Consider the following 20,105-nt stretch of genomic DNA (forward strand, 5'->3'; position numbering starts at 1 on the left):
GAGATCCGCCGCCCGCCGCGGACGACGGGGCCCTGGAGTCGACGGGGCCCTGGAGTCACAGGACCGCGCTGAGGAACTCCCGGGTCCGGGCCTGCTCCGGCTCGTTGAAGATCTTCTCCGGGGAGCCGGCCTCGATGACCCGGCCGGAGTCGAACATCAGGACCTGGTCGGAGATGTCCCGGGCGAAACCCATCTCATGGGTCACGCAGAGCATCGTGATGTCCGTGGAGCGCGCGATGTCCCGCAGGACGTCGAGGACGCCCGCGACCAGCTCCGGGTCGAGCGCGGAGGTGACCTCGTCGAGGAGCAGCACCTGCGGGCGCATGGCCAGCGCCCGCGCGATCGCCACGCGCTGCTGCTGCCCGCCGGAGAGCTGGGTCGGCCGGGCGTCCCGCTTGTCGGCGAGGCCCACCAGGTCGAGCAGGTCCCGGGCCCGTTCCCCGGCCTCGTCCCGGGACATGCCGAGCACGGTCACCGGGGCCTCGGTGATGTTGCGCAGCACGGTCATGTTCGGGAACAGGTTGAACTGCTGGAAGACCATGCCGATCTTCTTGCGTATCTCCCGGACCTGCTTGTCGGAGGCCGGGAAGAGCTGCTGCCCGTCCACGGTGATGGTGCCCTCGTCGGGCTTGAGCAGCGTCATCAGCAGCCGCAGGATCGTGGTCTTGCCCGACCCGGACGGGCCGATCAGCGTGACGTGCTTGCCGGCGTCGACGGAGAAGTCGAGGTGGTCCAGGACGGTGTTGGTGCCGAACCGCTTGGTGACCCGCTCCAGGCGGATCAGCTCGCCGGCCGGCTTCCCGGGGGTCTTCCCGGGCTGGGGGAGGGTGTCAGTGGGCAAGGCGTCGCTCCAGGGCTCGCAGGGCAAGGGAGGCCAGGTAGGAGATGACGATGAAGGCCACGCCGATCACCGTCAGGGGTTCGGTGAACCGGAAGGTCTCCTGGGAGAACAGGCGGGCCTCCCCGAGCATCTCCAGCACGGTGATCGCCATCAGCATCGGGGTGTCCTTCAGCATGGAGATCACGTAGTTGCCGAGGGCGGGCACCACCCGGCGTACGGCCTGCGGCAGGATCACCGCGGTCCAGGTCCGGCGCAGCGGCAGGTTCAGCGCCGTCGCGGCCTCCCACTGGCCGGTGGGGACCGCCTCGATGCCGGCCCGGTAGACCTGCATCGTGTACGTCGAGTAGTGCAGGCCGATGCCGATGACACCGGTGGTCATCGCGGAGGCGGTGACGCCCCACTCGGGCAGCACGTAGAAGAGGAAGAACAGCTGCACCAGCAGCGGGGTGTTGCGCACGAACTCCGTGACGATCCCGACCGGCCAGGTCACCCAGCGCGACGGCACCCGCGTCAGCAGCGCCCACACCAGGCCCAGCACGAACGAGATCACCGAGCCGAGGACCAGGATCTGCAGGGTGACCAGCAGCCCGTCCCAGAAGTGCGGCATGAAGTCGGACACCGCGGTCCAGTCCCAGTTCATCGCGCACCCGCCTCGATCCCGGCCGGCTCCGGCCGGGTCGTCTTCGTGACCGGCCCCTTGCCGACGCCCGCCTTCAGCTTCTTCTCCAGTCCGCGCATCATCCGCGTGAGCAGGAAGGCGATCACGAAGTAGATGAGGAGGACGTACGTGTAGATCTCCGCGCTCTCCTGGAGCGCGAGGCGGACCAGGTTGCCGCTGAACGCCAGGTCGCCCATGCCCATGATCGACACCAGGGCGGTGCCCTTGAGCAGTTCGATCAGCAGGTTGCAGAAGGGCGGGATCATCTCCGGCACCGCCTGCGGCAGCAGGATCAGCCGCAGCCGCTGCCACGGCGTGAAGCTGAGCGCGATGCCGCCCTCCTGCTGCGCCGGGTCGACGGCGAGCAGCCCGCCGCGCACGATCTCCGCGCCGTACGCCCCGTAGGTCAGGCCGAGCGCCAGCGTGCCCGCCCACAGCGGGACGAGCTGCCAGCCGAAGGCCGGGGGCAGCACGAAGAACACCCAGAAGATCATCACCAGCGCGGAGGTGCCGCGGAACACCTCGGTGTAGAGGCCCGCGAGGAAGCGGACGATCCACAGCCGGTGGGTGCGCGCCACGCCGGCCGCGAAGGCGACGGCCGTCGCGAGGAGTGCCGAGCAGACGAGCAGCTGGACCGTGACCCAGACGCCCTTGAGCACGAGTTCCCACAGTCCCGGGGTCATCCGCCGCACAGCTCCTTCGCGGTCAGATCCGTCATCTCGTCCTCGGTGAACCCGAACGGCCGGAGGATGCGGAGCAGTTCACCGCTGTCCTTGAGCTTGTGGAGTTCCTCGTTGAAGGCGTCCCGGAGGTTGGTCTCGGTGGGCCGGAAGGCGAACCCGCCGCCGTCGACGTGCGGTTCGCCGTCGACGACCGGCCGGAAGGCCTCGGTCACCTCGGCCTTGCCGGACTTCTTCACCACCTCGCGGGTGGTCAGCGCGGTCCCCGCGAACACGTCCACCCGCCCGGCCTCGACGGCGTTCAGCCCGGCCACCTGGTCGGGGACGATGAGGATGTCGCTCTCCTCGTACCCGGCCTCCACCGCGTAGGCGATCTCCGCGTATCCGGTGCCGGTGGCGAACCTGGCCTTCTTCGCGACGACGTCCTGATAGTTCCTCAGCCCCAGGGGGTTGCCCTTGCGGACGATGAAGGAGTCGAGCATCTGGTAGTCGGGGTCGGAGAAGATGACCTGTTCGCAGCGGTCGGGATTGATGTACATCCCGGCCGCGACGACGTCGAACTGCTGGGACGCCAGGCCCGGGATGAGCGAGCCGAACTCGGTCGGCACCGGCTGCACCCGGTCCACGCCGAGCCGCTTGAAGATGACCTTGGCCAGTTCCGGCGCCTCGCCGGTCAGTTCACCGTCCTTGTCGATGTACCCGAAGGGGATCTCCCCGGCGATGCCGAGCCGGGCCACACCCTGCGCCCGGAGCCGGTCGAGCAGATCACCCCCGTCGCCGTCCGACGCCGTGGCCACCCGCGAGCATCCGGCGGCCCCGAGTGCGCCGAGCGCCGCGACCCCCGCGAGCAGCGACCGGCGAGTGGGCCCGGATATCCCGGACGTACGGTCCGTTCGTCCCCGTGGCGGGGTTCTGTGTGGTGGAGCCATGGGCGCGCGCCTTCCCGACTCCCCGGAAGTCATGCGGCCTTTTTCGAGCCGAGTCGGGACGCCGGGGGTGCGGCCCGCGCCGGGGCGCCGTGCCGGGCTGCCGGGGCCGAGGCGCCGTGCCGGGACGCCGTGCTGGGGTGCCGAGGTCAGGGCGCCGGGCCGGGACGCCGTGCCGGGGTGCCGAGGTCAGGGCGCCGGGCCGGGGCGTCGTGCCGGGGTGCCGAGGTCAGGGCGCCGGGCCGGGGCGTCGTGCCGGGACGCCGTGCCGGGCGTCGCGTCGCGGAGGCTCAGCCTCCGTCGGGCCGGGCCGACGTCACGGAGAAGCCCTCGCCGCCGTACAGCGATTCGTACACGACCTCCACGGCGAGCCGGCGGTCGATCAGGTCCCACATCTCCCGGAACCGGCCGGGATCGCCGCCCTCCAGGCTCACCAGGAAGACCGCCTGCCCGGCGAGCAGGACGGAACCCGGCCGCAGCGAGTACGTCCTCGGCCACGCCTCCGGCGGGAACAGCCGGGGTTTCACCTCCCGGTCCCACGCCCCGACCACCACGCCGTCCAGCGACACCGTGCTGCGGGTGACGACCGCCGGCCCCAGTCCGGCGTTGACGATCTTCAGCCCCACCAGGTCGTCCTGCCGTATCCGCCGGAACCGCAGCAGGGGTCTGACCGACTGCCGGTTGTGCAGCCGGGTCGCCCGGGTCTGCGACCAGCTCACCCAGAGCGACCCCAGGGCGATGACGGTGGCGGCGACCGCGATGACCGTCTCCGCGCTCATCCGGCACTTCCCCCGGACACCCGGGGACCGCGAGGCCACCGGTCCGCCGGCCCCCGCACCCGCGCGAGGTCGGGATCGCTCATGCACCCTCCCGGGGCGTCGGTGTCCGGATACCCACCCTCGGCCCTCGCCGGCCGCGTTCGGCCCGCCGCCCACGGGCCGGCTCACGGCGGCGGTGCTCCGGGGGCGGGCGCGCGGCGTGTCCGGGGCGCGGGCGGACCGGCCGTCCACGCTCGCACCGCGACCCGCCGTCGTCAACGGGCCCGGCCCCTCGCGCCTCTCTCGGCCGACCCGGTGACGATGTGGGCGGCAGCGCGTCGACGGGGTACCCGTGCCGTGGGCCGTACCGGGCGCGGGCCGATCCGGCGGCGCGCGGCCCCGGCCCCGTGGCGGAGCGACAGCAGGAAGGGCGGACATGACAGCACTGGGATTCCTGTACCCGGGCCACTCCGGCGAGGACGACTACCCACGCATCGAGCAACTGCTGGGCAGCGACATCCGGGTGGACCTGGTGCACACCGACCCCGGCGAGGGCGCGCACCGCGTGGACACCCTGCGGGACATGGGCTCGCCGGCGCGGCTGGCCGCCGGAGTGGAGGAGCTGCGGCTCTCCGGCGCCGAGGCCGTGGTGTGGGCCAGCACCAGCGGCGGCTTCACCCATGGCTGGGACGGCGCCCGGGAGCAGATCCGCTCGCTCGCGGCGACGGCCGGGATGCCGGCCTCCTCGACCTCCCTCGGCTTCACCCACGCGGTACGGGAGCTGGGGGCGCGCCGGGTCGCGGTCGGCGCGGCCTACCCGCAGGACGTCGCCGGGCTCTTCGCGGAGTTCCTGCGCGCGGCCGGCCTGGAGGTCACCGGCGTGCACGGCGCGGGGCTCGGCACGGCGGCCGAGGCCGCCGCGTGGGGCGAGGCCGAGCTGCTGGCGCTGGTCCGGGCGGCCGACCGCCCCGGGGCGGAGGCCGTCCTGCTGCCCGGCACGGCCCTGCGCACGGCCGCGCACCTCCCGGCCCTGGAGAAGGAGGCGGGCAAGCCGGTCCTCACCGCCAACCAGGTCACCGTCTGGGAGGGCCTGCGGCTCGCGGACCGCCGGGTGAACGCGCCGGAGCTGGGCGCGCTGTTCACCCGGGAGCCGCTGGTGCAGGTCTGAGGACACGCGAAGGGCCCCCGTACCAGCTGGTACGGGGGCCCTTCTGCGGAGCGCCGGGCAGGCCTTGCACCTGCATCTCCCCGCAGGAAGCGGGACGTCTTTCCTTGGACCACCAACGCGTGTCCGTCCGGCCAGGGTTGCCCCCGCCGTTCGGTGCATGATGATCATACCGCAGTTGAGCGGGACACGCACACCGGGCGTCGCCCGGGTGAGCGCGGCCCGGCGGGTAGGTTCGCCGGGTACCCCGGTGATCGTCCGGGGCGGAGGCGAGGACGGTGGCATGGCGGACGACCGGTGGCTGTCGGAGCGGGCCTGGGCGGCGGAGGCCGCCGTCTCCGACGGCTTCGACCTCTCGCAGTGCGTACGCGAACCGATCCACCTCCTGGGTGGCATCCAGTCCTACGGCTCCCTGCTGGCGGTGGACCCGGCCACCGGCCGGGTGGAGGTCGCCGCCGAGAACACCGGCACGTTCTTCGGCGTGCCGGCCGAGGCCCTCGTGGGCGAGCCGGTCACCCGCGTCCTGTCCGCCGACTACTACGCGGAGGCCCTGGCCGGCACGGCCGGGGACGAGGAGGTGCCCGTGGCCTTCCCCGTCGTCGCCGGACACGGCTGGGCGACCGGCGGCCCGGTCGACGTCTCGGCCCACCGCCGGGACGGCCTGCTGGTCCTGGAGTTCGAGCCCAGATCCGTCGACGCCCCCGCCTTCTCCGCCTTCTACCAGGGCGTACGGCGGGCCCTGGCGCGGCTGCGGGCCGCCACGACCGTCGAGGACTGCTGCGCCGTCGCCGCCCGCGAGGTGCGCGCGCTGACCGGCTTCGACCGGGTGGTGGTCTACCGCTTCGACGGCGACGACGGGCCCGGCGAGGTGATCGCCGAGGAGGTCACCGACGGGTGGGAGCCGTGGCTGGGCCTGTGGTTCCCGGCGACCGACATCCCGCCGCAGGCCCGGCGGCTGTACCGGGAGAACTGGATCAGGGTGATCAGCGACGTCGACGACGCGACCGTAGGGCTGCGGCCCGGGGTGCGGCCGTCCACCGGGGCGCCGCTGGACCTGTCGCAGGCCGCGCTGCGGACCGTGTCCGGCTTCCACCTGGAGTACCTGCGCAACATCGGGGTGCGCTCCTCGATGTCGGTGTCCGTGCTGCGGGAGGGACGCCTGTGGGGGCTGGTCGCCTGCCACGGCGCCGGCCCCGTGCGGCCGGCCCCGGAGGTGCGGTCGGCCTGCGAGATGTTCGGCACCGCCTTCTCCCTGCACCTGGCCGTGATCGAGGAGCGGGAGCGGGCGGACGCGCTGGCCGAGTCCGGGCGGCGCGCGGCGTCGGTGGCGCGGCTCCTGGAGGAGGGTCTGGAGGACCGCTTCACCGAGCACGCCGGGGCCGTCGCCGACCTGCTGCGGGCCGACGGGGTCCTGCTCCGCCGCGACGGCCGTACGGCGGGCGGCGGCGACGCCTTCCCCGAGGACCTGGTCCGGGCACTGGGCCGGCGGGCCGCCGGACTCACCCCGGGCGAGGTCTGGGCGACCGACCGGCTGGCCGAGCTGCCGGCCGGCGAACCGGCCGACGACCTGACCGACGCACCGGCCGGCGGTTCAGCCGGCGATCCGGAGGGGGAACCGTCCGACGGGCCGGCAGGCGACCCGCAGCCCTGGCCGGCGGGCGTGCTGATGGTGCCGGTCAGCCGTCGCGGCGACTTCCTCGCCTGGTCCCGGCGGGAGCGTCCGGCGCCCCGGCAGTGGGCCGCCGACCCGGCCACCCCGCTCAGGGTCGGCCCGCGCGGCGAGCGGCTCACCCCGCGCGGCTCCTCGGCGGTGTTCCGGGCGACGATGCGCGGCCGGAGCCTGCCGTGGTCCGCCCGGGACGAGGCCGCCGCCCGGGAGCTGTGGCGGCTGCTGACCGAGCTGGTGCTGCGGCACGCCGACGCCGTGACCCGCCTCAACGAGGAGCTGCGCACGACCAACGAGGACCTGGCCTCCTTCGCCCACGCCGCCGCGCACGACCTCAAGGAGCCCCTGCGCGGCATCTCCAACGCGGCCACCTTCGCCCTGGAGGACGCCACCGGGCTGGACGCGGTGACCCTGCGCCGGCTGCGGACGACGCGGCGGCTCGCCGACCACATGGACGCCCTGCTCAACTCGCTGCTGCACTACTCCCGGCTGGGCCGGGCCGGCCTGCGGGTGACGGAGACCGACCTGGGCGCGGCGCTGGACGCGGCCGTCGAGGTGGCCGGGCCGCGCCTGGCGGAGCAGCGGGTCACCCTGCGCCGCGGGGCGCTCCCCCGGCTGCGGGCCGATCCCGACCGCCTGCACGAGGTGCTGGTCAACCTGCTGGTCAACGCGGCCAAGTACGCCCGTGACGGCGTCGACCGCTGGGTGGAGGTGTCGGCCCGGCGCGGCCCGGCGGGGGAGACGGTCGTCGTGGTGCGGGACAACGGCATCGGCATCCCCGCCGAGCAGCAGGACGAGGTGTTCGGCCTGTTCCGCCGGCTGCACGCGGCGTCCGAGCGGGGCGGCGGCACGGGGGTGGGCCTCGCCGTGGTCAAGCGGATCGTCGAGCGGCACGGCGGCCGGATGTGGCTGGAGAGCGAGCCGGGGGTGGGCACGGCGTTCTTCTTCACGCTGGGCGCCCCGCCCGCGTCCGGGTGAGCGGGGCGGATCAGAGGCCGGTGCCCGGCCCGGACTGCTGCCGCCAGTAGTCGACCGCACCCTTGAGGACCGTACGGAACAGCCTGAAGTTGACCGGTTTGTAGATGTAGCTGTCGGCGCCGGCCGCGTAGCTGGCCTCCACCTCGTGGGGTGAGGTGGAGGAGGTGAAGACCACCACGGTGACGTCCCGCAGTTCCGGCCGGGCCCGGATCGCGGCCAGCAGGGCGTGCCCGCCGACCCCCGGCATGTTCAGGTCGAGCAGGATCAGCCCCGGCAGCTCCTCGCGGGCCAGCAGCGCCTCCACCAGGCCGTCACCGCGGGCGACGAACTCGGTCCGCAGGTCGGGGTGGGTCTGGCGCAGGGCGCGTTCGATCGCCTCGGTGTCCTCGGGGCTGTCCTCCACGACGAGGACGCTGCCGGGGTCGAGGCGCCCGGTGCCGGTCCCGGCGGTCACGGCCGTCCCTCCAGCCGCGCGACGAGCACGGCGGTGTCGTCGTTGCCCGTGGTCCGGAACTTCGACGCCCGGGCGATCAGCTCGGCCGCCGGGTCGGGCCGCTCGGCGCACTCCGCCACGGCCGCCGGCAGCAACTCCTCGAACATGGTGCCCTCCGCCGAGCGCGCTTCGGTCAGACCGTCGGTGAACATCACCAGGGTGTCACCCGGCGACATCGTCAGCCGCGCGGGTTCGACGCCGATGTCGGGCACCACCCCCAGGAACACCCCGGCGCCCGGTATCTCCTCCACCTGTCCGCCGGCCCGCCGGACGAGCGGCCTGGGGTGGCCGGCGGTGACGACCTCCACCGCGTACTCCGCTCCGCCGGTGGGCGTGAGGAGGGCGACCAGCGCGGTGACGAAGCGGTTCGCCGACTGGTCGAGGAGGGTCGCGTTCAGCCGTTCCAGGGCGTTGGCGGGGGAGGTGCCGTCCTCCAGCAGGGTGCGCAGGGTGTTCCGCGCCAGCCCGGTCATCGCCGCGGCCTCGGCGCCGCGTCCGCACACGTCCCCGATGACCAGGGCGAGCCGTCCGTCCCGGTCGACGACGGCGTCGTAGAAGTCGCCGCCGACGTCCAGGGAGTCGTCGGCGACCTCGTAGGCGGAGTGCAGGGCGACGCCGGGCCAGGTCGGCAGGGCGCGCGGCAGGAGCTGGAACTGGAGCAGCTCGACGTGGCGGCGGCGCTGCTCGTAGGCGGTGGTGGTGTCGATGGCCAGGGCGGCGCGCAGCGCGAGGTCGCGCAGCATGCGGGGGGTGGCCACGTCCTCCAGGTCGCGCTGGTAGGTGAAGGTGAGGGTGCCGATCGCCTTGCCCCGGGCACGCAGCGCGTTCACCGTGACCGCCCGGACGGCTGTGCCGGGTCCCGCGGCGCCGGGGCCGAACGGTCCGCCGTCCAGCCCGGCACCGCTGAGCCGCACGTCCTCGCCCTGGTCGACGGCGCGGCCGAGCAGCGCCGCGAGCCACCGGTCGTCCCGGGCGAGGCCGTCCAGCCAGGGCTGCGCGACGGCGGCGACGTGCGCGGACGCCACGGGGGTCAGCCGTCCGCTGCGCTGGAACAGGTGGACGACGCACCCCTCGGCCACGGCGGGCACCGCCAGCCGGGCCACCCGTCCGAGGGTCTCCTGCACGTCCAGGCTGGAGTCCATCTGGAGCGACGCCTCGGCGAGGAAGGCGTCCTCGGTCTGCCGGCGCTCGTGCTCGCGCGACTGCGTGACGCGCCGGTGGCTGGCGACGAGCACCTCGCTCAGCTGGACCAGCCTCGGCACGAGGTCGGCGTCGGGCTCCGGCCGCCCCGCGAGACCGACGCAGATGGCCGCCCAGTCGCCGTCGCCGTCACCGAGCCCGAACCGGGCCTCCAGCGCCCAGCGCGCCCCCGCGTCCCGGAGGACGTCTCCCTCCGGGGCGAGCGCGCCGTGCCCCGCCCCCAGATCGTGCAGGTGTACGACCGGACGGCTGTCGGGACCGGGGGCCGGCCGGGGCGGGAAGGCGGCCGTCGCGCGCGGCGGGCCGGCGGTCGTCGTCAGGGGCTCCCCGGCCGTCGCCCGCCGCAGGTAGCGCAGCTCGCCGTGGCGCCAGCGCGTCCCCGTGACGGCCAGGACGCCGGGCTCGGTGAGGATCAGCGTGTACACGTGCCGGGACATCTCGGTGACGTCGGCCACGTCCTGGGACGCCTGCCACAGTCCGTGCAGCCGTGCCGGCCACTGTCTGTCACCCGGTGCCGTGGGCTCGTTCACACCGCTCAAGGGCCTACCGCCTGTCCGTCTGCGCGTCATGCCCCCGGCTCGGGGCTGGGCCGCCACTGGCCGGACAGCTGCTTCCACGGTACTGCCGGACGCGGACCGGCCACCAACGCGGCGACCGGCACGACGAAGGCCCGGTCCGCTCACCGAGCGGACCGGGCCTCTCCTCTGGAGCGCTGGGCAGGCCTTGCACCTGCATTTCCCCGCAGGAAGCGGGGCGTCTTTCCTTGGACCACCAACGCACTGCCGTCCGGCGGGAGTTGCCTCCGCCCTTCAGCGCACGATGATCATACCGCAGAGTTCCGGGTGATCAACTCTTGCGGAGGAGGGGCAGCCGCTCCATGCGCGTACGCAGGTGAGTGGCGAGGAAGTCCGGGGCGTCGACGCCTTCGATGACCGCACCGAGCGTGTCGTGCAGCGCGGTGACCGTCTCCCGGACGACGTCGCGTACCTGCTCGGGGTCCGCGCCGAGGGCCAGGGCGAACCATGTATCCGTCCGGGTGGCGCAGTGACCAGTCTCGACGATCACCCGGCCGATTGCCTCACGCGTTCCCCGGTCCCTGTCGGCGGGAAGCACGTCGAAAACCTGAGCGAAGTCTTCTTGGTGGACACGGGCCCCGGCGGGCGTTCTGTCGAAGCGACGGATGGCGAACGCGGTACGGACAGCGGGACGATCTCATGGTCGGGGGTGTCGATTCCGGCGGCCTTCGCCCAGCTCGTCACGGCAGGAGGTTGGCGAACCGGCTGGGCACACCGGTGAGCTCATCCGCCGCCGGCCCGGGATCGTATGCGAAGGCCAGGCCGGGCACAGGGTGGTCGATGCCGATGTCCCACATCGACGCGCTGCGCCACCACGGCCTCCTCTCCTGTCGGACCTGCGCTTGCGTGGATAGCGGAACGGGCTGCGACAGTCACGGCCGGTGTCACGCCGTGCGCCCCAGTTCGCACCACACGACCTTCCCCCGGTCGCCCCCGCCGGCCAGCGGTTGCCAGCCCCACGCGTCGGCGCAGGACCGCACCAGCGTCAGCCCTCGTCCGCCTTCGTCGTACGGCGCCGGAGCGAGGCCCTCCGGGGGTTCCGGGGGTGAGGGGTCCGCGTCCCACGCGCCGATCCGGAGGACACCGGCCGCCGACCAGTGGACCCGCAGGGCGGCCGGGCCCTTGGTGTGCAGTACGGCGTTGGCGACCAGTTCGGCGGCGAGCAGCTCCGCGAGGTCGGCCAGCCGGATCAGCCCGTGGAGGGTGAGGACCAGCCGGACGGTACGGCGGGAGACGGTGACGGCGCGGGGGTCGTTCGGGATGTGGAGGGAGTATTCCCAGGGGACGATCTCGGGCATGGGGGGTCCTCGGCATTCTCCGGGGAGGGTCGATGGGCGCGGTGTCATTGCCGGGCCGCTGAGCATGGCGGACCGGTGCGCTTCCGGCGCCCCTTAGTGTCACTGGGTACGCGGTGCGTCACTCAAGGTAGACATTAAAATTAACCTGGAGCAAGCCGGTTGCGTACTCTGACACCCGAACGAGTTGAGCGAAAGGCCCGCGAATGGGAACGAGGCGTGAACCGACAGCGCGGCAGTTGCGCCTGGCGACCGAACTGCGCCGGCTGCGTGACGCGGCGGGGCTCAGTGCTCGCGAGGCGGCAGCTCTGCTCGGCGTCAACTCGGTCCAGATCAGCCAGATCGAAGCGGGTACCACCGGGGTCAGTGAGCAGCGCCTGCGGCGTCTGGCGGCCCATTACGCCTGCACCGACACCGAGTTGGTGGACGGGCTGGCGGCCATGGCCGCCGACCGGACGCGAGGCTGGTGGGAGGAGTACAGAGGGCTGCTTCCCACGTCTTTCCTCGATCTGTCCGAGCTGGAGTGGCACGCCACCTTCCGCTGGGACGTCGACTTCCTGCATGTGCCCGGCCTCCTCCAGACCGAGGACTACGCACGCGCCCTCTTCTCCCGAAGGGTTCCGGAACTCCCGGCTGACGAACGGGAGACGCGGGTGCGGCACAGGATGGAACGGCGGGTCGTGATCGACGGCGAACGCCCCATCCCCTACGTGGCGCTCGTCCATGAGGCGGCACTGCGCATCAGAGTCGGGGGCCGAGCCGCCATGCGGGCCCAGCTCGGCCGTCTGCTGGAACTCTCCGACGCCGACCATGTGACCGTGCGGGTGATCCCTTTCGACCTGGACGACTTCGCCGATGTCACCGCCGCCATGGTGTACGCCGGTGGTCCGGTGCCCAAGTTGGACACCGTCGTACGCGACGGCCCGCACGGTGTCCTGTACATCCACTCCGAGGCGCAACTCGCCGTGTTCCGGACGCTGTTCCGTAGAGTGGAAGCCGTGTCACTTGAGCCCGACCGCTCACGTGATCTCGTCCGGCGACTGGCGGAAGAACTGTGAGGTGCACCGTGCTCGCTCCTGGCGACTGGCGTAAGTCTTCGTACTCGGGCAGCGGGGACGGCAACGCCTGCGTCGAAGTCGCTCCCCTCGGCCTCGCAATAGCCGTCCGCGACTCCAAGGACCCCGGGCGCGGTCACCTCGCCCTCGGTGAGGCCGCCTTCGGCGCGTTCCTCGCCGCGCTCAAGGCTTCTCGCCAGGGCTGACCGCCGCCCCTGCGCCGACGTCGGGGACGGGGTCGGGGAGGTCGTCCGGGGCCGGCCGGCCCAGGAGCCAGGTCAGCAGGGGACCCGCCATCGCGGTGGTCACCACGGCCATGACGACCATGAGCGAGTACAACCCCTGCCGCAGGAAGCCCAGTTGCAGACCGACGTTCAGGACGATCAGCTCGGTCAGCCCCCGGGTGTTCATCAGCGTGGCCAGCGCGGCCGACTGCCGTACCGGCATCCGGTTGGCGCGGGCCGCCGCGAACGCGCCGAGGAACTTGCCGCCCACCGCCACCAGCAGGATCAGCGCCAGGTCCCCGAGGCCGCCCGCGTCGAGGCCGGACAGATCGACCTGGAGGCCGGCGACCAGGAAGAACACCGGCAGCAGCAGGGTGCTGCTCATGTGCCCCAGCCGGTCGTGCACCTCGCGCCGGAGCGGGCCGGTGCCGGAGCGCGGCAGCACGGCGCCGAGCAGGAACGCGCCGAAGATGTAGTGCAGCCCCACCCACTCGGTGGCCGCCGCCGACAGCAGCAGCCCCACCAGCAGCCCGGCGAAGACGGCAGGGGTGAGCCGCAGCGGCGCCTGCCGGTCCGCCCACCGGCGCAGCAGCGGACGCACCACGAACAGCATGCCGAGCAGATAGGGCACCGCCAGCAGGATGCGCCACTGGTCGGGACCGGCCGCCCCGCTCAGGGCGACGACCCCGGCCAGCAGCGACCAGGCGAGGACGTCGTCGATGGAGGCGCAGGCCAGCGCCACCACGCCCAGCGGCGTACGGGTCATGCCCCGGTCGGTGAGGATGCGGGCCAGCACCGGGAACGCGGTGATCGACATGGCGATGCCGATGAACAGCATGAACGCCGTACGGTCGTCCGTGCCGTGCCGGTCCATGAGGACGAGGGCGAGCGCCGCGCCGAGGCCGAACGGCAGGACGATCGAGCTGACCGAGACGGCCGGGGCGATGCCCCCGCTGCCCCGGATCAGGCCGGTGTCCCACTCCAGCCCGACGATGAACATGAAGACCGCGACCCCGACCGCGGCCAGGGCGCTGAGCAGCGGCCGGGTGCTGCCGGGGAAGAGGGCGTCCGACACGGCCCCGTGGAACAGGGTCGGGCCCAGCGCGATACCGGCGAGGACCTCCCCGATCACGGCGGGCTGGCCCAGCCGCCGGGCCAGCGCGCCGAGCAGGCGGGCGAGGAGCACCAGCACGGCCAGGCCGACGAGGAGGGAGGTGGTCTGGTGAGTGGTCATGTGGTCCGACTCCGTCCTTGGCCGCCTACCGGCCGCGGGCTCGTTGCCGAGTCGGGCCGGGCGGAAGGCCAGGTGAGCGACGTGGAGCGCGGGGCGGGCGGGGAGGTCCGCAAGGGGGATGCCGAACACGGAGACGAGTCGATTTGTCGATGCCGGAGGCCGGCCTGCCCAGCGTAGGAGCACCTCGCGCCCGGCCTCGGAACCGCCGGGCGAAGGTCCGGAACCGGCCCCTCTTTGTCCGGCCGTGCCACGTTGACAAGGTGCCGTTGCGTCCACGGCCGGAAGGCCCCCGCCCGGCCGGAACCGGAATAAGCCCACCGCCCCGCCGGTTGTCCCTTGGGCGAAACGTCACCCCGAGCCAGGAGGCCCCACCATGTCCGCAGACGCCGCAGAGGAAATCCGGGGCACCGCCCAGGGCACCGCCCCCGTCCCCCTCTCCGTCCTGGACCTGGTCACCGTGGGGGCCGGCCGGACCGCCTCCGACGCGCTGCGCACCGGCGTCGAGATCGCCAGGCTCGCCGAGAGCCGCGGCTACCACCGGTACTGGGTCGCCGAGCACCACTCCATGCCCGGCGTGGCCTCCTCGTCGCCCGCCGTGATCCTCGCCCACCTCGCCGCGTACACCGAGCGCATCCGCCTCGGCTCCGGCGGTGTCATGCTCCCGAACCACGCCCCGCTGGTCATCGCCGAGCAGTTCGGCACGCTGGAGGCCATGGCCCCCGGCCGCGTCGACCTCGGCCTCGGCCGGGCCCCCGGCACCGACGGCGCCACCGCCGCCGCCCTGCGCCGCAGCGACCGGCTGCACGAGGGCGCCGACGACTTCCCGCAGCAGCTCGTCGAGCTGACCCGGTTCCTGGACGACGACTTCCCCGACGGGCACCCCTACGGCCGCATCCACGCCGTGCCCGGCCCGGTGCAGGCGACCTCCCCCGGCGGCGTGCAGTCCCCGCACCGCCCCCCGGTCTGGCTGCTGGGCTCCTCCGGCTTCAGCGCCCGCCTGGCCGCCACCCTCGGCCTGCCCTTCGCCTTCGCCCACCACTTCTCCGCGCAGAACACCATCCCCGCGCTCGACCTGTACCGGGAGAACTTCCGCCCGAGCGAGGTCCTCGCCGAGCCCTACGCCCTCATCGGCGTCGCCGCCCTCGCCACCGACGACGAGAAGGAGGCCCGGCGCCAGGTGCTCGCCGCCGCGCTGAACATGGTCCGGCTGCGCACCGGCCGGCCCGGACTCGTCCCGACGCCCGAGGAGGCTGAGGCGTACGACTTCAGCCCGCTGGAGGAGGAGTTCGTCGCCTCCTGGAACGCCAACGTCATCCACGGCACCCCGGACGCCGTCCGGGCCGGCCTCGACGACCTCCAGAAGCGCACCGGCGCCGACGAGCTGATGATCACGGCCAACGCGCACGGCGGCGACGTACGCCTGCGCTCCTACGAGCTGATCGCCGACGCCTACGGCTTGCCCGCGACCGCCTGAAGCAGCAGCTCGGAGATCCGCTCGGGCGGCACGGGACGGGAGTACAGCCAGCCCTGCCCCGTGTCGCAGCCGATCCGGCGCAGCCGCCTGGCCTGGTCGGAGGTCTCCACGCACTCCGCGGTGACCGTCAGCCCCAGCCGGTGGGCGAGCTGCACCATCGCCTCCACGATGACCTCGTCCGCCGGACTGGTGTCGTCCCCGTCCCGCTCGGCGCCGCGCGCCTCGTACTGGAAGCCGCGGACGAAGGACCCGTCCAGTTTCAGCACCGAGACCGGCAGCCGGCTGAGGTAGGCCAGGTTCGAGTAGCCCGTGCCGAAGTCGTCGATGGCGATGTGCACACCCATGTCGCTGAGCGCCTTCAGGGCCTGCAGCGGACGGCCCGCCGAGCCCATCACCGCGGACTCCGTCAGCTCCAGTTGCAGCAGCTCCGGGGCGAGGCCGGTCTCGGCGAGGGTGCGGGCCACGTCCGCCACCAGGTCGGAGTCCCACACCTGGCGCACCGCCACGTTGACGCTGACGAAGATCGGCGGCTCACCGGGGCGGTCGAGCTGCCAGCGGCGGGCCTGCTCGCACGCCGTGCGCAGCACCCAGCGGCCCAGGGGAACGATCGAGCCGTCCTCCTCCGCCAGTGCGATGAACCGATTCGGCGCCAGTACGCCGAACTGAGGATGATTCCAGCGGATGAGCGCCTCGACCCCGCGCAGCCGGCCGTCCTCCATGCCGACCAGCGGCTGGTACTCCAGCGCGAACTCGCCGCGCTCGATCGCCGGGCGGAGCGTGGCGGCGAGGGCCTGACGGGTCATCCGGTGCGCGTTGCGCTCCGGGTCGAAGAGGGTCCAGCGGGCCTTGCCGTCGGCCTTGGCCCAGTACAGCGTGGTGTCGGCGGCCTGCATCAGGGCGGTCGGGGTGGTGCCGGCGGCGTGCCGCTCCACCACGCCGACCGAGGCGGTGACCGAGAGGCGGCGGCCGGAGAGGTCGACGGGTTCGCGCAGCGCGGTCAGCGCCGACTCGGCGAGGTCGGCGAGCTGGTCGGTACCGGTGGACCCCTCCACCAGCAGCGCGAACTCGTCCCCGCCGAGCCGGGCCACCAGCGGCGTGCCGGCCCTCGGCTGGGCGGCCTCCTCGGCGCAGCGCGTCAGCCGCTCGGCCACGGCCGCCAGCAGCCGGTCCCCGGCACGGTGCCCGAGGGTGTCGTTGACGGCCTTGAACCCGTCCAGGTCGAGGTAGCACAGGCCGATCCGCCCGGTGCCGGCCTCATAGGACTCCGGCTCCAGCGCGGCCGTGAGCCGCTCGAAGAACAGCGCCCGGTTGGGCAGCCGGGTCACCGGGTCGTGCATCTGCAAGTGCCGCAGCCGGGCCTGGAGTTCGTGCCGCGCGCTGATGTCGGCCACCGACAGCAGCAGTCCGGCCTGCTCGCCGCCCAGCGGCTCCACGGTGATCTGCGCCCACAGGAACTCGCCGTCGGGGCGCTTCAGCCGCCGGGTGCAGCGCAGCCGGGACCGCCGGCCCGAGAGCACCTCCCGGTAGGCCCGCCAGGCCCGCGGGTCGCCCGCGAGGTCCGCCAGGTCCGCCGCCGCGCGCCCGGTCAGCGCCCCGGGCGGGGTGCCGAACAGCGCGCCGAGGGTGTCGTTGGCGCTGACGACCGTCCCCTCGGGGTCGACCACGGCCATGGCGAGGGGGGCCGCGGTGAAGGCCGAACGGTAGGCGGGGGGTTCCGCACGACCCGTACGGGAAGCACTGCGCGCCATCTCGACGTCACCCTGTGTGACGGCCGACCCGTCGAGGTCTGCCGCGGGCGCCGGCCCTTCGGACGTTCCGCTCACCGCTAGCTCCCGCAGTGCCTCGATCTCTGTCCGTGCAGGAAAGTGTGCCGATCATAGAGGGTGACTCCCGGCCCTTCCAGCCGTGCGACGGCCACCGGTTTCCGACGACCTACCTGACAGATCGTTTCTGCTCGCACCTGGCCGGGTCCTAAACACTGCCGACCAGTTGTGACGTTCTGTACAGGGGCGCAGGGAAGCACTTGCGCCATTCGGCTCGCTCCGCGAGCGACTCACCCGTCCGGCCCAGACGAACAGGGCGCGATACGACAAATCTGCACAAGCTGGGTGCGGTGTTCCCTGGAACCGCATCCGGAGGTCGATGTGCCGCGCCAGCTCCCCCTGAGGCGACTTCCCCGCGAGGCCCTCAAGGGCCCCGGCGCGGGCGGCCGGCCGGGCGGCGGGGCCCGTTCGCGGCTGCGCAGTACGGCGGCGGTGGCGACCACCCTGTCCGCGCTGGCGGCGACCTCCCTGATCACCGCCCCCTCGGTGGCCGAACCCTTCTCGCCCGCCCCCTGCGCCCTGGAGCGCACCACGGCGCACCACTCCGAGGGCCTGGACTCCTGGAACGCCGCCTATCCGCGCCCCACCCGCGCGCTGGACGCGGTGATGGTGTTCCTGTCCTTCCCGGACTCCCGCCCCCGGTCCACGCCGCGCGACCTCACCGCCGACCACTTCCCGGCCACCACCCGCTTCTTCCAGCGGGCCTCCTACGGCAGGTTCACCCTCCGCCCGCACCCGCTGCGGCACTGGACCGCCATGCCCCGGCCCTCGACGTCGTACGCCATACAGCGGGACTGGGGCGCCGGGCACCGCGCCGCCTATCTGCGCGACGCGCTCGCCGCCGCCGACCGGCACGTCGACTTCTCCCGCTACGACGTCGTCTACTTCGTCGCCGACCCGGACGCGCCCGGGGTGGACTCCGACGCCACGAAGGTCGTCAATCTGAAGACCCCGCTGCGGGCGGACGGCGCCGACATCCGGCGGGTCGTGACGGTGTTCGAGAACCATCCGCCGGACCGGCTGGTCCTCGCCCACGAGACTGGTCATGTCTTCGACCTGCCCGACCTGTACCACCGGCCGGCCGACGGCAAGGGCGACTGGGACACGCATGTCGGCGACTGGGACCTGATGGGCAGTCAGTTCGCGCTGGCGCCGGACCTGTTCGGCTGGCACAAGTGGAAGCTGGGCTGGCTGGACCCCCGGCAGGTGGCCTGCGTACGGGGCGCCGGGCCGGTCCGGCTCACCCTGGAGCCGCTGGGCGCGGGGCCGGGGGTGCCGGTGACGGGCGCGGCCGGGGCGCCGGCCTTCGGTCTCGGCCGGGGCACCAAGCTGGCGGTCGTACGCACCGGGGCCGACGAGATCCTCGCCTTCGAGGCGCGCGGCCCGGTCGGCAACGACCTCGCCGCCTGCCGGGCGGGCATCCTCGTCTACCGGGTGCGCGGCGGCACCGAGTCCGGCGGCGGCCCGGTCGAGGTGATCGACGCGCACCCGCGGACGGAGGCGTGCTGGGAGGACTCGGTCTACCCGCCCCTGGCCGACGCCCCGGTCGCCCTCGGCGAGAGCTTCACGGTGCCGGGAGAGGGCGTGCGGGTGGAGGTGGAGGGGCGGACGGCGTCGGGGGCGTGGACGGTGAAGATCACGACCGGTCACTTCTCGCGGGCGCCGGGGTGACCCACGGAAGAGGGGGTGCGGGTGGCGGGGCTCCCGCCACGTGCGGCGGGACCGCGCAGAAAAGGACGACGGCGGGGCCGGTTCGCGCTATCCGCGAACCGGCCCCGCCGTCGGTGTCGTGCGCCGCCAGGGACTCGAACCCCGGACCCGCTGATTAAGAGTCAGCTGCTCTAACCAACTGAGCTAGCGGCGCCTGCTGACGTCGTAGACATTAGCAGGCGTTCCGGCGGGAGGAAAAATCGATATCCGCACGGCCGCGCGGGCCGCCCGCACCGCCGCCCAGAGCAGGATCTCCGGGCCGGGCAGCCAGGGCCGGCGGGTGTCCGGGGCGACCAGCCAGCGGGCGGCCGATCCGGCGGGCCCGGCGGGCGCCGGGACGGTCACGGCGTCGCCGGTGCCGTGGCAGAGCAGCGGCGGGACCGCGCCCGCACGGCCGTCCGGGCGGCCCCGGGTGCCCCACTCCTCCCACTCCAGCAGCGACGGCAGCCGCTGGGCCGTGCCCGGCGCGCTGAACAGCAGCATCCGGCCGCGGAACTCCGCCACCGGGCCGGACCCCGGGCCCTCGTCCCACATCCGGTCCAGCATCCGGCGTCCGAACATCGCCGGGGCGCTGACGACGTCGAACGCCGAGCCGCACGGCAGGACCACCGGGGCCTCCGGCCGCTCCTCCCAGAGGGCGAGCGTGCTGCGCGGGTAGCTGCCGGCGGAGGCCAGCCAGGCGGCGCCGGCCGAGGTGACGTGGGAGGCGTGCGGAGTGCTGCTCATGGGAGTGATGTCTACCCGCTGTGAGGGGGCGGTCTCACTGGGTTGCCGGAATCCGGGACAGGGGGGCGGGCGGAGGGGTATCGTGCCCACCCTCTTGGCATATGCCGGACGCCGGATGCCGTCGCGGGACTCAGCGCGGTTCCGGTCCGCCGCCGCCGCTCTCGCCGCCGCGCATCAGGTCCCGGCCGAACTCGACCATCTTCTTGGCGTAGTCCTCGGTCCACTCGGCGCGCTCCGCGATGTCCGCGGCGGTCAGCCGGTCGAACCGCCGCGGGTCGGCGAGCTGGGCCGCCGCCATCGCCTGGAACTCCACCGCCCGGTCGGTCGCCGCGCGGAACGCCAGCGTCAGCTCCGTGGCCCGGTCCAGCAGGGCCCGCGGGTCGTCGATCGACTCCAGGTCGAAGAAGTGCTCGGGGTCCGCGGCCGCCGCCGCGGGCTCGAAGAGCAGGGGCGCGGGGCGTAGCCGCGGTTCATGGTGACGCGGCGTGGGCTCCGCCATGTCTTTCCTCCTCGTACGTCGCACTGACCCGCCGGAACATGGGCCACCGTCCATTGTCCCGCGCCCCCGCAAGAGGGCCTCCGGCCGACCGGCGGGGACATCCGACGCCGGGCGGGATGGACGAC

The 20,105-nt window shown here is 73.5% G+C and carries 19 protein-coding genes and 1 tRNA gene; 6 read left to right on the forward strand and 14 right to left on the reverse strand.

All coding sequences use genetic code 11. The features are described from left to right. Positions 1 to 55 precede the first annotated feature (55 nt). From ehuA to Sdagh_RS28495, 5 genes are all read right to left on the reverse strand, one after another. Positions 56 to 841 (reverse strand): ectoine/hydroxyectoine ABC transporter ATP-binding protein EhuA, encoded by a 786-nt coding sequence (gene ehuA, locus Sdagh_RS28475; protein ID WP_189420162.1) that lies wholly within the window; start codon positions 839 to 841, stop codon positions 56 to 58. Next, a complete protein-coding gene (ehuD, locus tag Sdagh_RS28480) occupies positions 831 to 1,481 on the reverse strand; it encodes an ectoine/hydroxyectoine ABC transporter permease subunit EhuD (RefSeq protein WP_190077303.1) in 651 nt (216 codons plus the stop codon). Before ehuD ends, ehuA begins: the two co-directional genes overlap by 11 nt. Beyond that, complete coding sequence (gene ehuC, locus Sdagh_RS28485) at positions 1,478 to 2,182, reverse strand: ectoine/hydroxyectoine ABC transporter permease subunit EhuC (RefSeq protein ID WP_190077304.1); 705 nt, start codon at positions 2,180 to 2,182, stop codon at positions 1,478 to 1,480. The genes ehuD and ehuC overlap by 4 nt, the downstream gene beginning before the upstream one ends. Further along, the gene (gene ehuB / locus Sdagh_RS28490; protein WP_189420168.1) at positions 2,179 to 3,108 is read right to left on the reverse strand and encodes an ectoine/hydroxyectoine ABC transporter substrate-binding protein EhuB; all 930 of its coding nucleotides are present in this window, start codon (positions 3,106 to 3,108) and stop codon (positions 2,179 to 2,181) included. Before ehuB ends, ehuC begins: the two co-directional genes overlap by 4 nt. A 287-nt stretch (positions 3,109 to 3,395) precedes the next feature. Then, complete coding sequence (locus tag Sdagh_RS28495; protein ID WP_189420170.1) at positions 3,396 to 3,884, reverse strand: DUF8453 domain-containing protein; 489 nt, start codon at positions 3,882 to 3,884, stop codon at positions 3,396 to 3,398. A 415-nt stretch (positions 3,885 to 4,299) separates the two neighbouring features. On the opposite strand from Sdagh_RS28495, the gene Sdagh_RS28500 reads away from it, so the two are divergent. Continuing rightward, complete coding sequence (locus Sdagh_RS28500) at positions 4,300 to 5,031, forward strand: maleate cis-trans isomerase family protein (RefSeq protein ID WP_189420172.1); 732 nt, start codon at positions 4,300 to 4,302, stop codon at positions 5,029 to 5,031. Between the two features lie 280 nt (positions 5,032 to 5,311). Further along, on the forward strand, positions 5,312 to 7,672 hold the full coding sequence (locus Sdagh_RS28505; RefSeq protein WP_190077305.1) for an ATP-binding protein: 2,361 nt from the start codon (positions 5,312 to 5,314) through the stop codon (positions 7,670 to 7,672). A gap of 10 nt (positions 7,673 to 7,682) precedes the next feature. Here the strand turns inward: Sdagh_RS28505 and Sdagh_RS28510 are convergent, their stop codons facing one another. From Sdagh_RS28510 to Sdagh_RS28525, 4 genes are all read right to left on the reverse strand, one after another. Continuing rightward, positions 7,683 to 8,126 (reverse strand): response regulator, encoded by a 444-nt coding sequence (locus Sdagh_RS28510; RefSeq protein ID WP_189420185.1) that lies wholly within the window; start codon positions 8,124 to 8,126, stop codon positions 7,683 to 7,685. After that, on the reverse strand, positions 8,123 to 9,895 hold the full coding sequence (locus Sdagh_RS28515; RefSeq protein WP_226535922.1) for a PP2C family protein-serine/threonine phosphatase: 1,773 nt from the start codon (positions 9,893 to 9,895) through the stop codon (positions 8,123 to 8,125). The genes Sdagh_RS28510 and Sdagh_RS28515 overlap by 4 nt, the downstream gene beginning before the upstream one ends. A gap of 316 nt (positions 9,896 to 10,211) precedes the next feature. Then, a complete protein-coding gene (locus Sdagh_RS28520) occupies positions 10,212 to 10,430 on the reverse strand; it encodes a hypothetical protein (RefSeq protein WP_189420189.1) in 219 nt (72 codons plus the stop codon). A gap of 394 nt (positions 10,431 to 10,824) precedes the next feature. Further along, positions 10,825 to 11,238: an ATP-binding protein gene (locus tag Sdagh_RS28525; RefSeq protein ID WP_189420191.1), complete on the reverse strand. Its 414-nt coding sequence runs from the start codon at positions 11,236 to 11,238 to the stop codon at positions 10,825 to 10,827. 203 nt (positions 11,239 to 11,441) lie between these two features. Between Sdagh_RS28525 and Sdagh_RS28530 the strand changes: the two genes are divergently transcribed. Then, a complete protein-coding gene (locus tag Sdagh_RS28530) occupies positions 11,442 to 12,293 on the forward strand; it encodes a helix-turn-helix domain-containing protein (RefSeq protein ID WP_189420193.1) in 852 nt (283 codons plus the stop codon). An 8-nt stretch (positions 12,294 to 12,301) separates the two neighbouring features. After that, entirely contained in the window at positions 12,302 to 12,496 is a 195-nt protein-coding gene (locus tag Sdagh_RS28535) for a DUF397 domain-containing protein (RefSeq protein ID WP_189420196.1), read from the forward strand. Here Sdagh_RS28535 and Sdagh_RS28540 read toward each other — a convergent pair. Next, entirely contained in the window at positions 12,474 to 13,748 is a 1,275-nt protein-coding gene (locus Sdagh_RS28540) for a cation:proton antiporter domain-containing protein (RefSeq protein WP_190077306.1), read from the reverse strand. The genes Sdagh_RS28535 and Sdagh_RS28540 overlap by 23 nt on opposite strands. Positions 13,749 to 14,121: 373 nt before the next feature. Between Sdagh_RS28540 and Sdagh_RS28545 the strand changes: the two genes are divergently transcribed. Then, the gene (locus Sdagh_RS28545) at positions 14,122 to 15,222 is read left to right on the forward strand and encodes an LLM class flavin-dependent oxidoreductase (protein ID WP_189420199.1); all 1,101 of its coding nucleotides are present in this window, start codon (positions 14,122 to 14,124) and stop codon (positions 15,220 to 15,222) included. On the opposite strand, the gene Sdagh_RS28550 is transcribed toward Sdagh_RS28545, so the two are convergent. Then, on the reverse strand, positions 15,198 to 17,045 hold the full coding sequence (locus tag Sdagh_RS28550) for a putative bifunctional diguanylate cyclase/phosphodiesterase (protein WP_190077307.1): 1,848 nt from the start codon (positions 17,043 to 17,045) through the stop codon (positions 15,198 to 15,200). The two genes, Sdagh_RS28545 and Sdagh_RS28550, sit on opposite strands and share 25 nt — an antisense overlap. A 321-nt stretch (positions 17,046 to 17,366) precedes the next feature. On the opposite strand from Sdagh_RS28550, the gene Sdagh_RS28555 reads away from it, so the two are divergent. Continuing rightward, positions 17,367 to 18,716, forward strand: a complete 1,350-nt coding sequence (locus Sdagh_RS28555; protein ID WP_189420201.1) for a M6 family metalloprotease domain-containing protein — start codon at positions 17,367 to 17,369, stop codon at positions 18,714 to 18,716. A gap of 119 nt (positions 18,717 to 18,835) precedes the next feature. On the opposite strand, the gene Sdagh_RS28560 is transcribed toward Sdagh_RS28555, so the two are convergent. The 3 genes from Sdagh_RS28560 to Sdagh_RS28570 form a co-directional block, all read right to left on the reverse strand. Beyond that, positions 18,836 to 18,909, reverse strand: a tRNA-Lys gene (locus Sdagh_RS28560). Continuing rightward, a complete protein-coding gene (locus Sdagh_RS28565; protein WP_189420202.1) occupies positions 18,900 to 19,481 on the reverse strand; it encodes a bifunctional DNA primase/polymerase in 582 nt (193 codons plus the stop codon). The genes Sdagh_RS28560 and Sdagh_RS28565 overlap by 10 nt, the downstream gene beginning before the upstream one ends. 130 nt (positions 19,482 to 19,611) lie before the next feature. Then, positions 19,612 to 19,980, reverse strand: a complete 369-nt coding sequence (locus Sdagh_RS28570) for a DUF8844 domain-containing protein (RefSeq protein ID WP_189420203.1) — start codon at positions 19,978 to 19,980, stop codon at positions 19,612 to 19,614. Positions 19,981 to 20,105: the final 125 nt, after the last annotated feature.

Origin of the sequence: Streptomyces daghestanicus (assembly GCF_020521275.1) — a bacterium.
Lineage (GTDB): Bacteria > Actinomycetota > Actinomycetes > Streptomycetales > Streptomycetaceae > Streptomyces > Streptomyces griseoviridis.

What these genes read in the sequence shown, in the direction of transcription:
- ehuC (WP_190077304.1), bottom strand. Translation starts at nt 2,182, where the DNA reads ATGACCCCGGGACTGTGGGAACTCGTGCTCAAGGGCGTCTGGGTCACG.
- Sdagh_RS28525 (WP_189420191.1), bottom strand. Translation starts at nt 11,238, where the DNA reads ATGCCCGAGATCGTCCCCTGGGAATACTCCCTCCACATCCCGAACGAC.
- ehuD (WP_190077303.1), bottom strand. Translation starts at nt 1,481, where the DNA reads ATGAACTGGGACTGGACCGCGGTGTCCGACTTCATGCCGCACTTCTGG.
- Sdagh_RS28530 (WP_189420193.1), top strand. Translation starts at nt 11,442, where the DNA reads ATGGGAACGAGGCGTGAACCGACAGCGCGGCAGTTGCGCCTGGCGACC.
- Sdagh_RS28505 (WP_190077305.1), top strand. Translation starts at nt 5,312, where the DNA reads ATGGCGGACGACCGGTGGCTGTCGGAGCGGGCCTGGGCGGCGGAGGCC.
- Sdagh_RS28540 (WP_190077306.1), bottom strand. Translation starts at nt 13,748, where the DNA reads ATGACCACTCACCAGACCACCTCCCTCCTCGTCGGCCTGGCCGTGCTG.
- Sdagh_RS28545 (WP_189420199.1), top strand. Translation starts at nt 14,122, where the DNA reads ATGTCCGCAGACGCCGCAGAGGAAATCCGGGGCACCGCCCAGGGCACC.
- Sdagh_RS28565 (WP_189420202.1), bottom strand. Translation starts at nt 19,481, where the DNA reads ATGAGCAGCACTCCGCACGCCTCCCACGTCACCTCGGCCGGCGCCGCC.
- Sdagh_RS28500 (WP_189420172.1), top strand. Translation starts at nt 4,300, where the DNA reads ATGACAGCACTGGGATTCCTGTACCCGGGCCACTCCGGCGAGGACGAC.
- ehuB (WP_189420168.1), bottom strand. Translation starts at nt 3,108, where the DNA reads ATGGCTCCACCACACAGAACCCCGCCACGGGGACGAACGGACCGTACG.
- Sdagh_RS28570 (WP_189420203.1), bottom strand. Translation starts at nt 19,980, where the DNA reads ATGGCGGAGCCCACGCCGCGTCACCATGAACCGCGGCTACGCCCCGCG.
- Sdagh_RS28495 (WP_189420170.1), bottom strand. Translation starts at nt 3,884, where the DNA reads ATGAGCGCGGAGACGGTCATCGCGGTCGCCGCCACCGTCATCGCCCTG.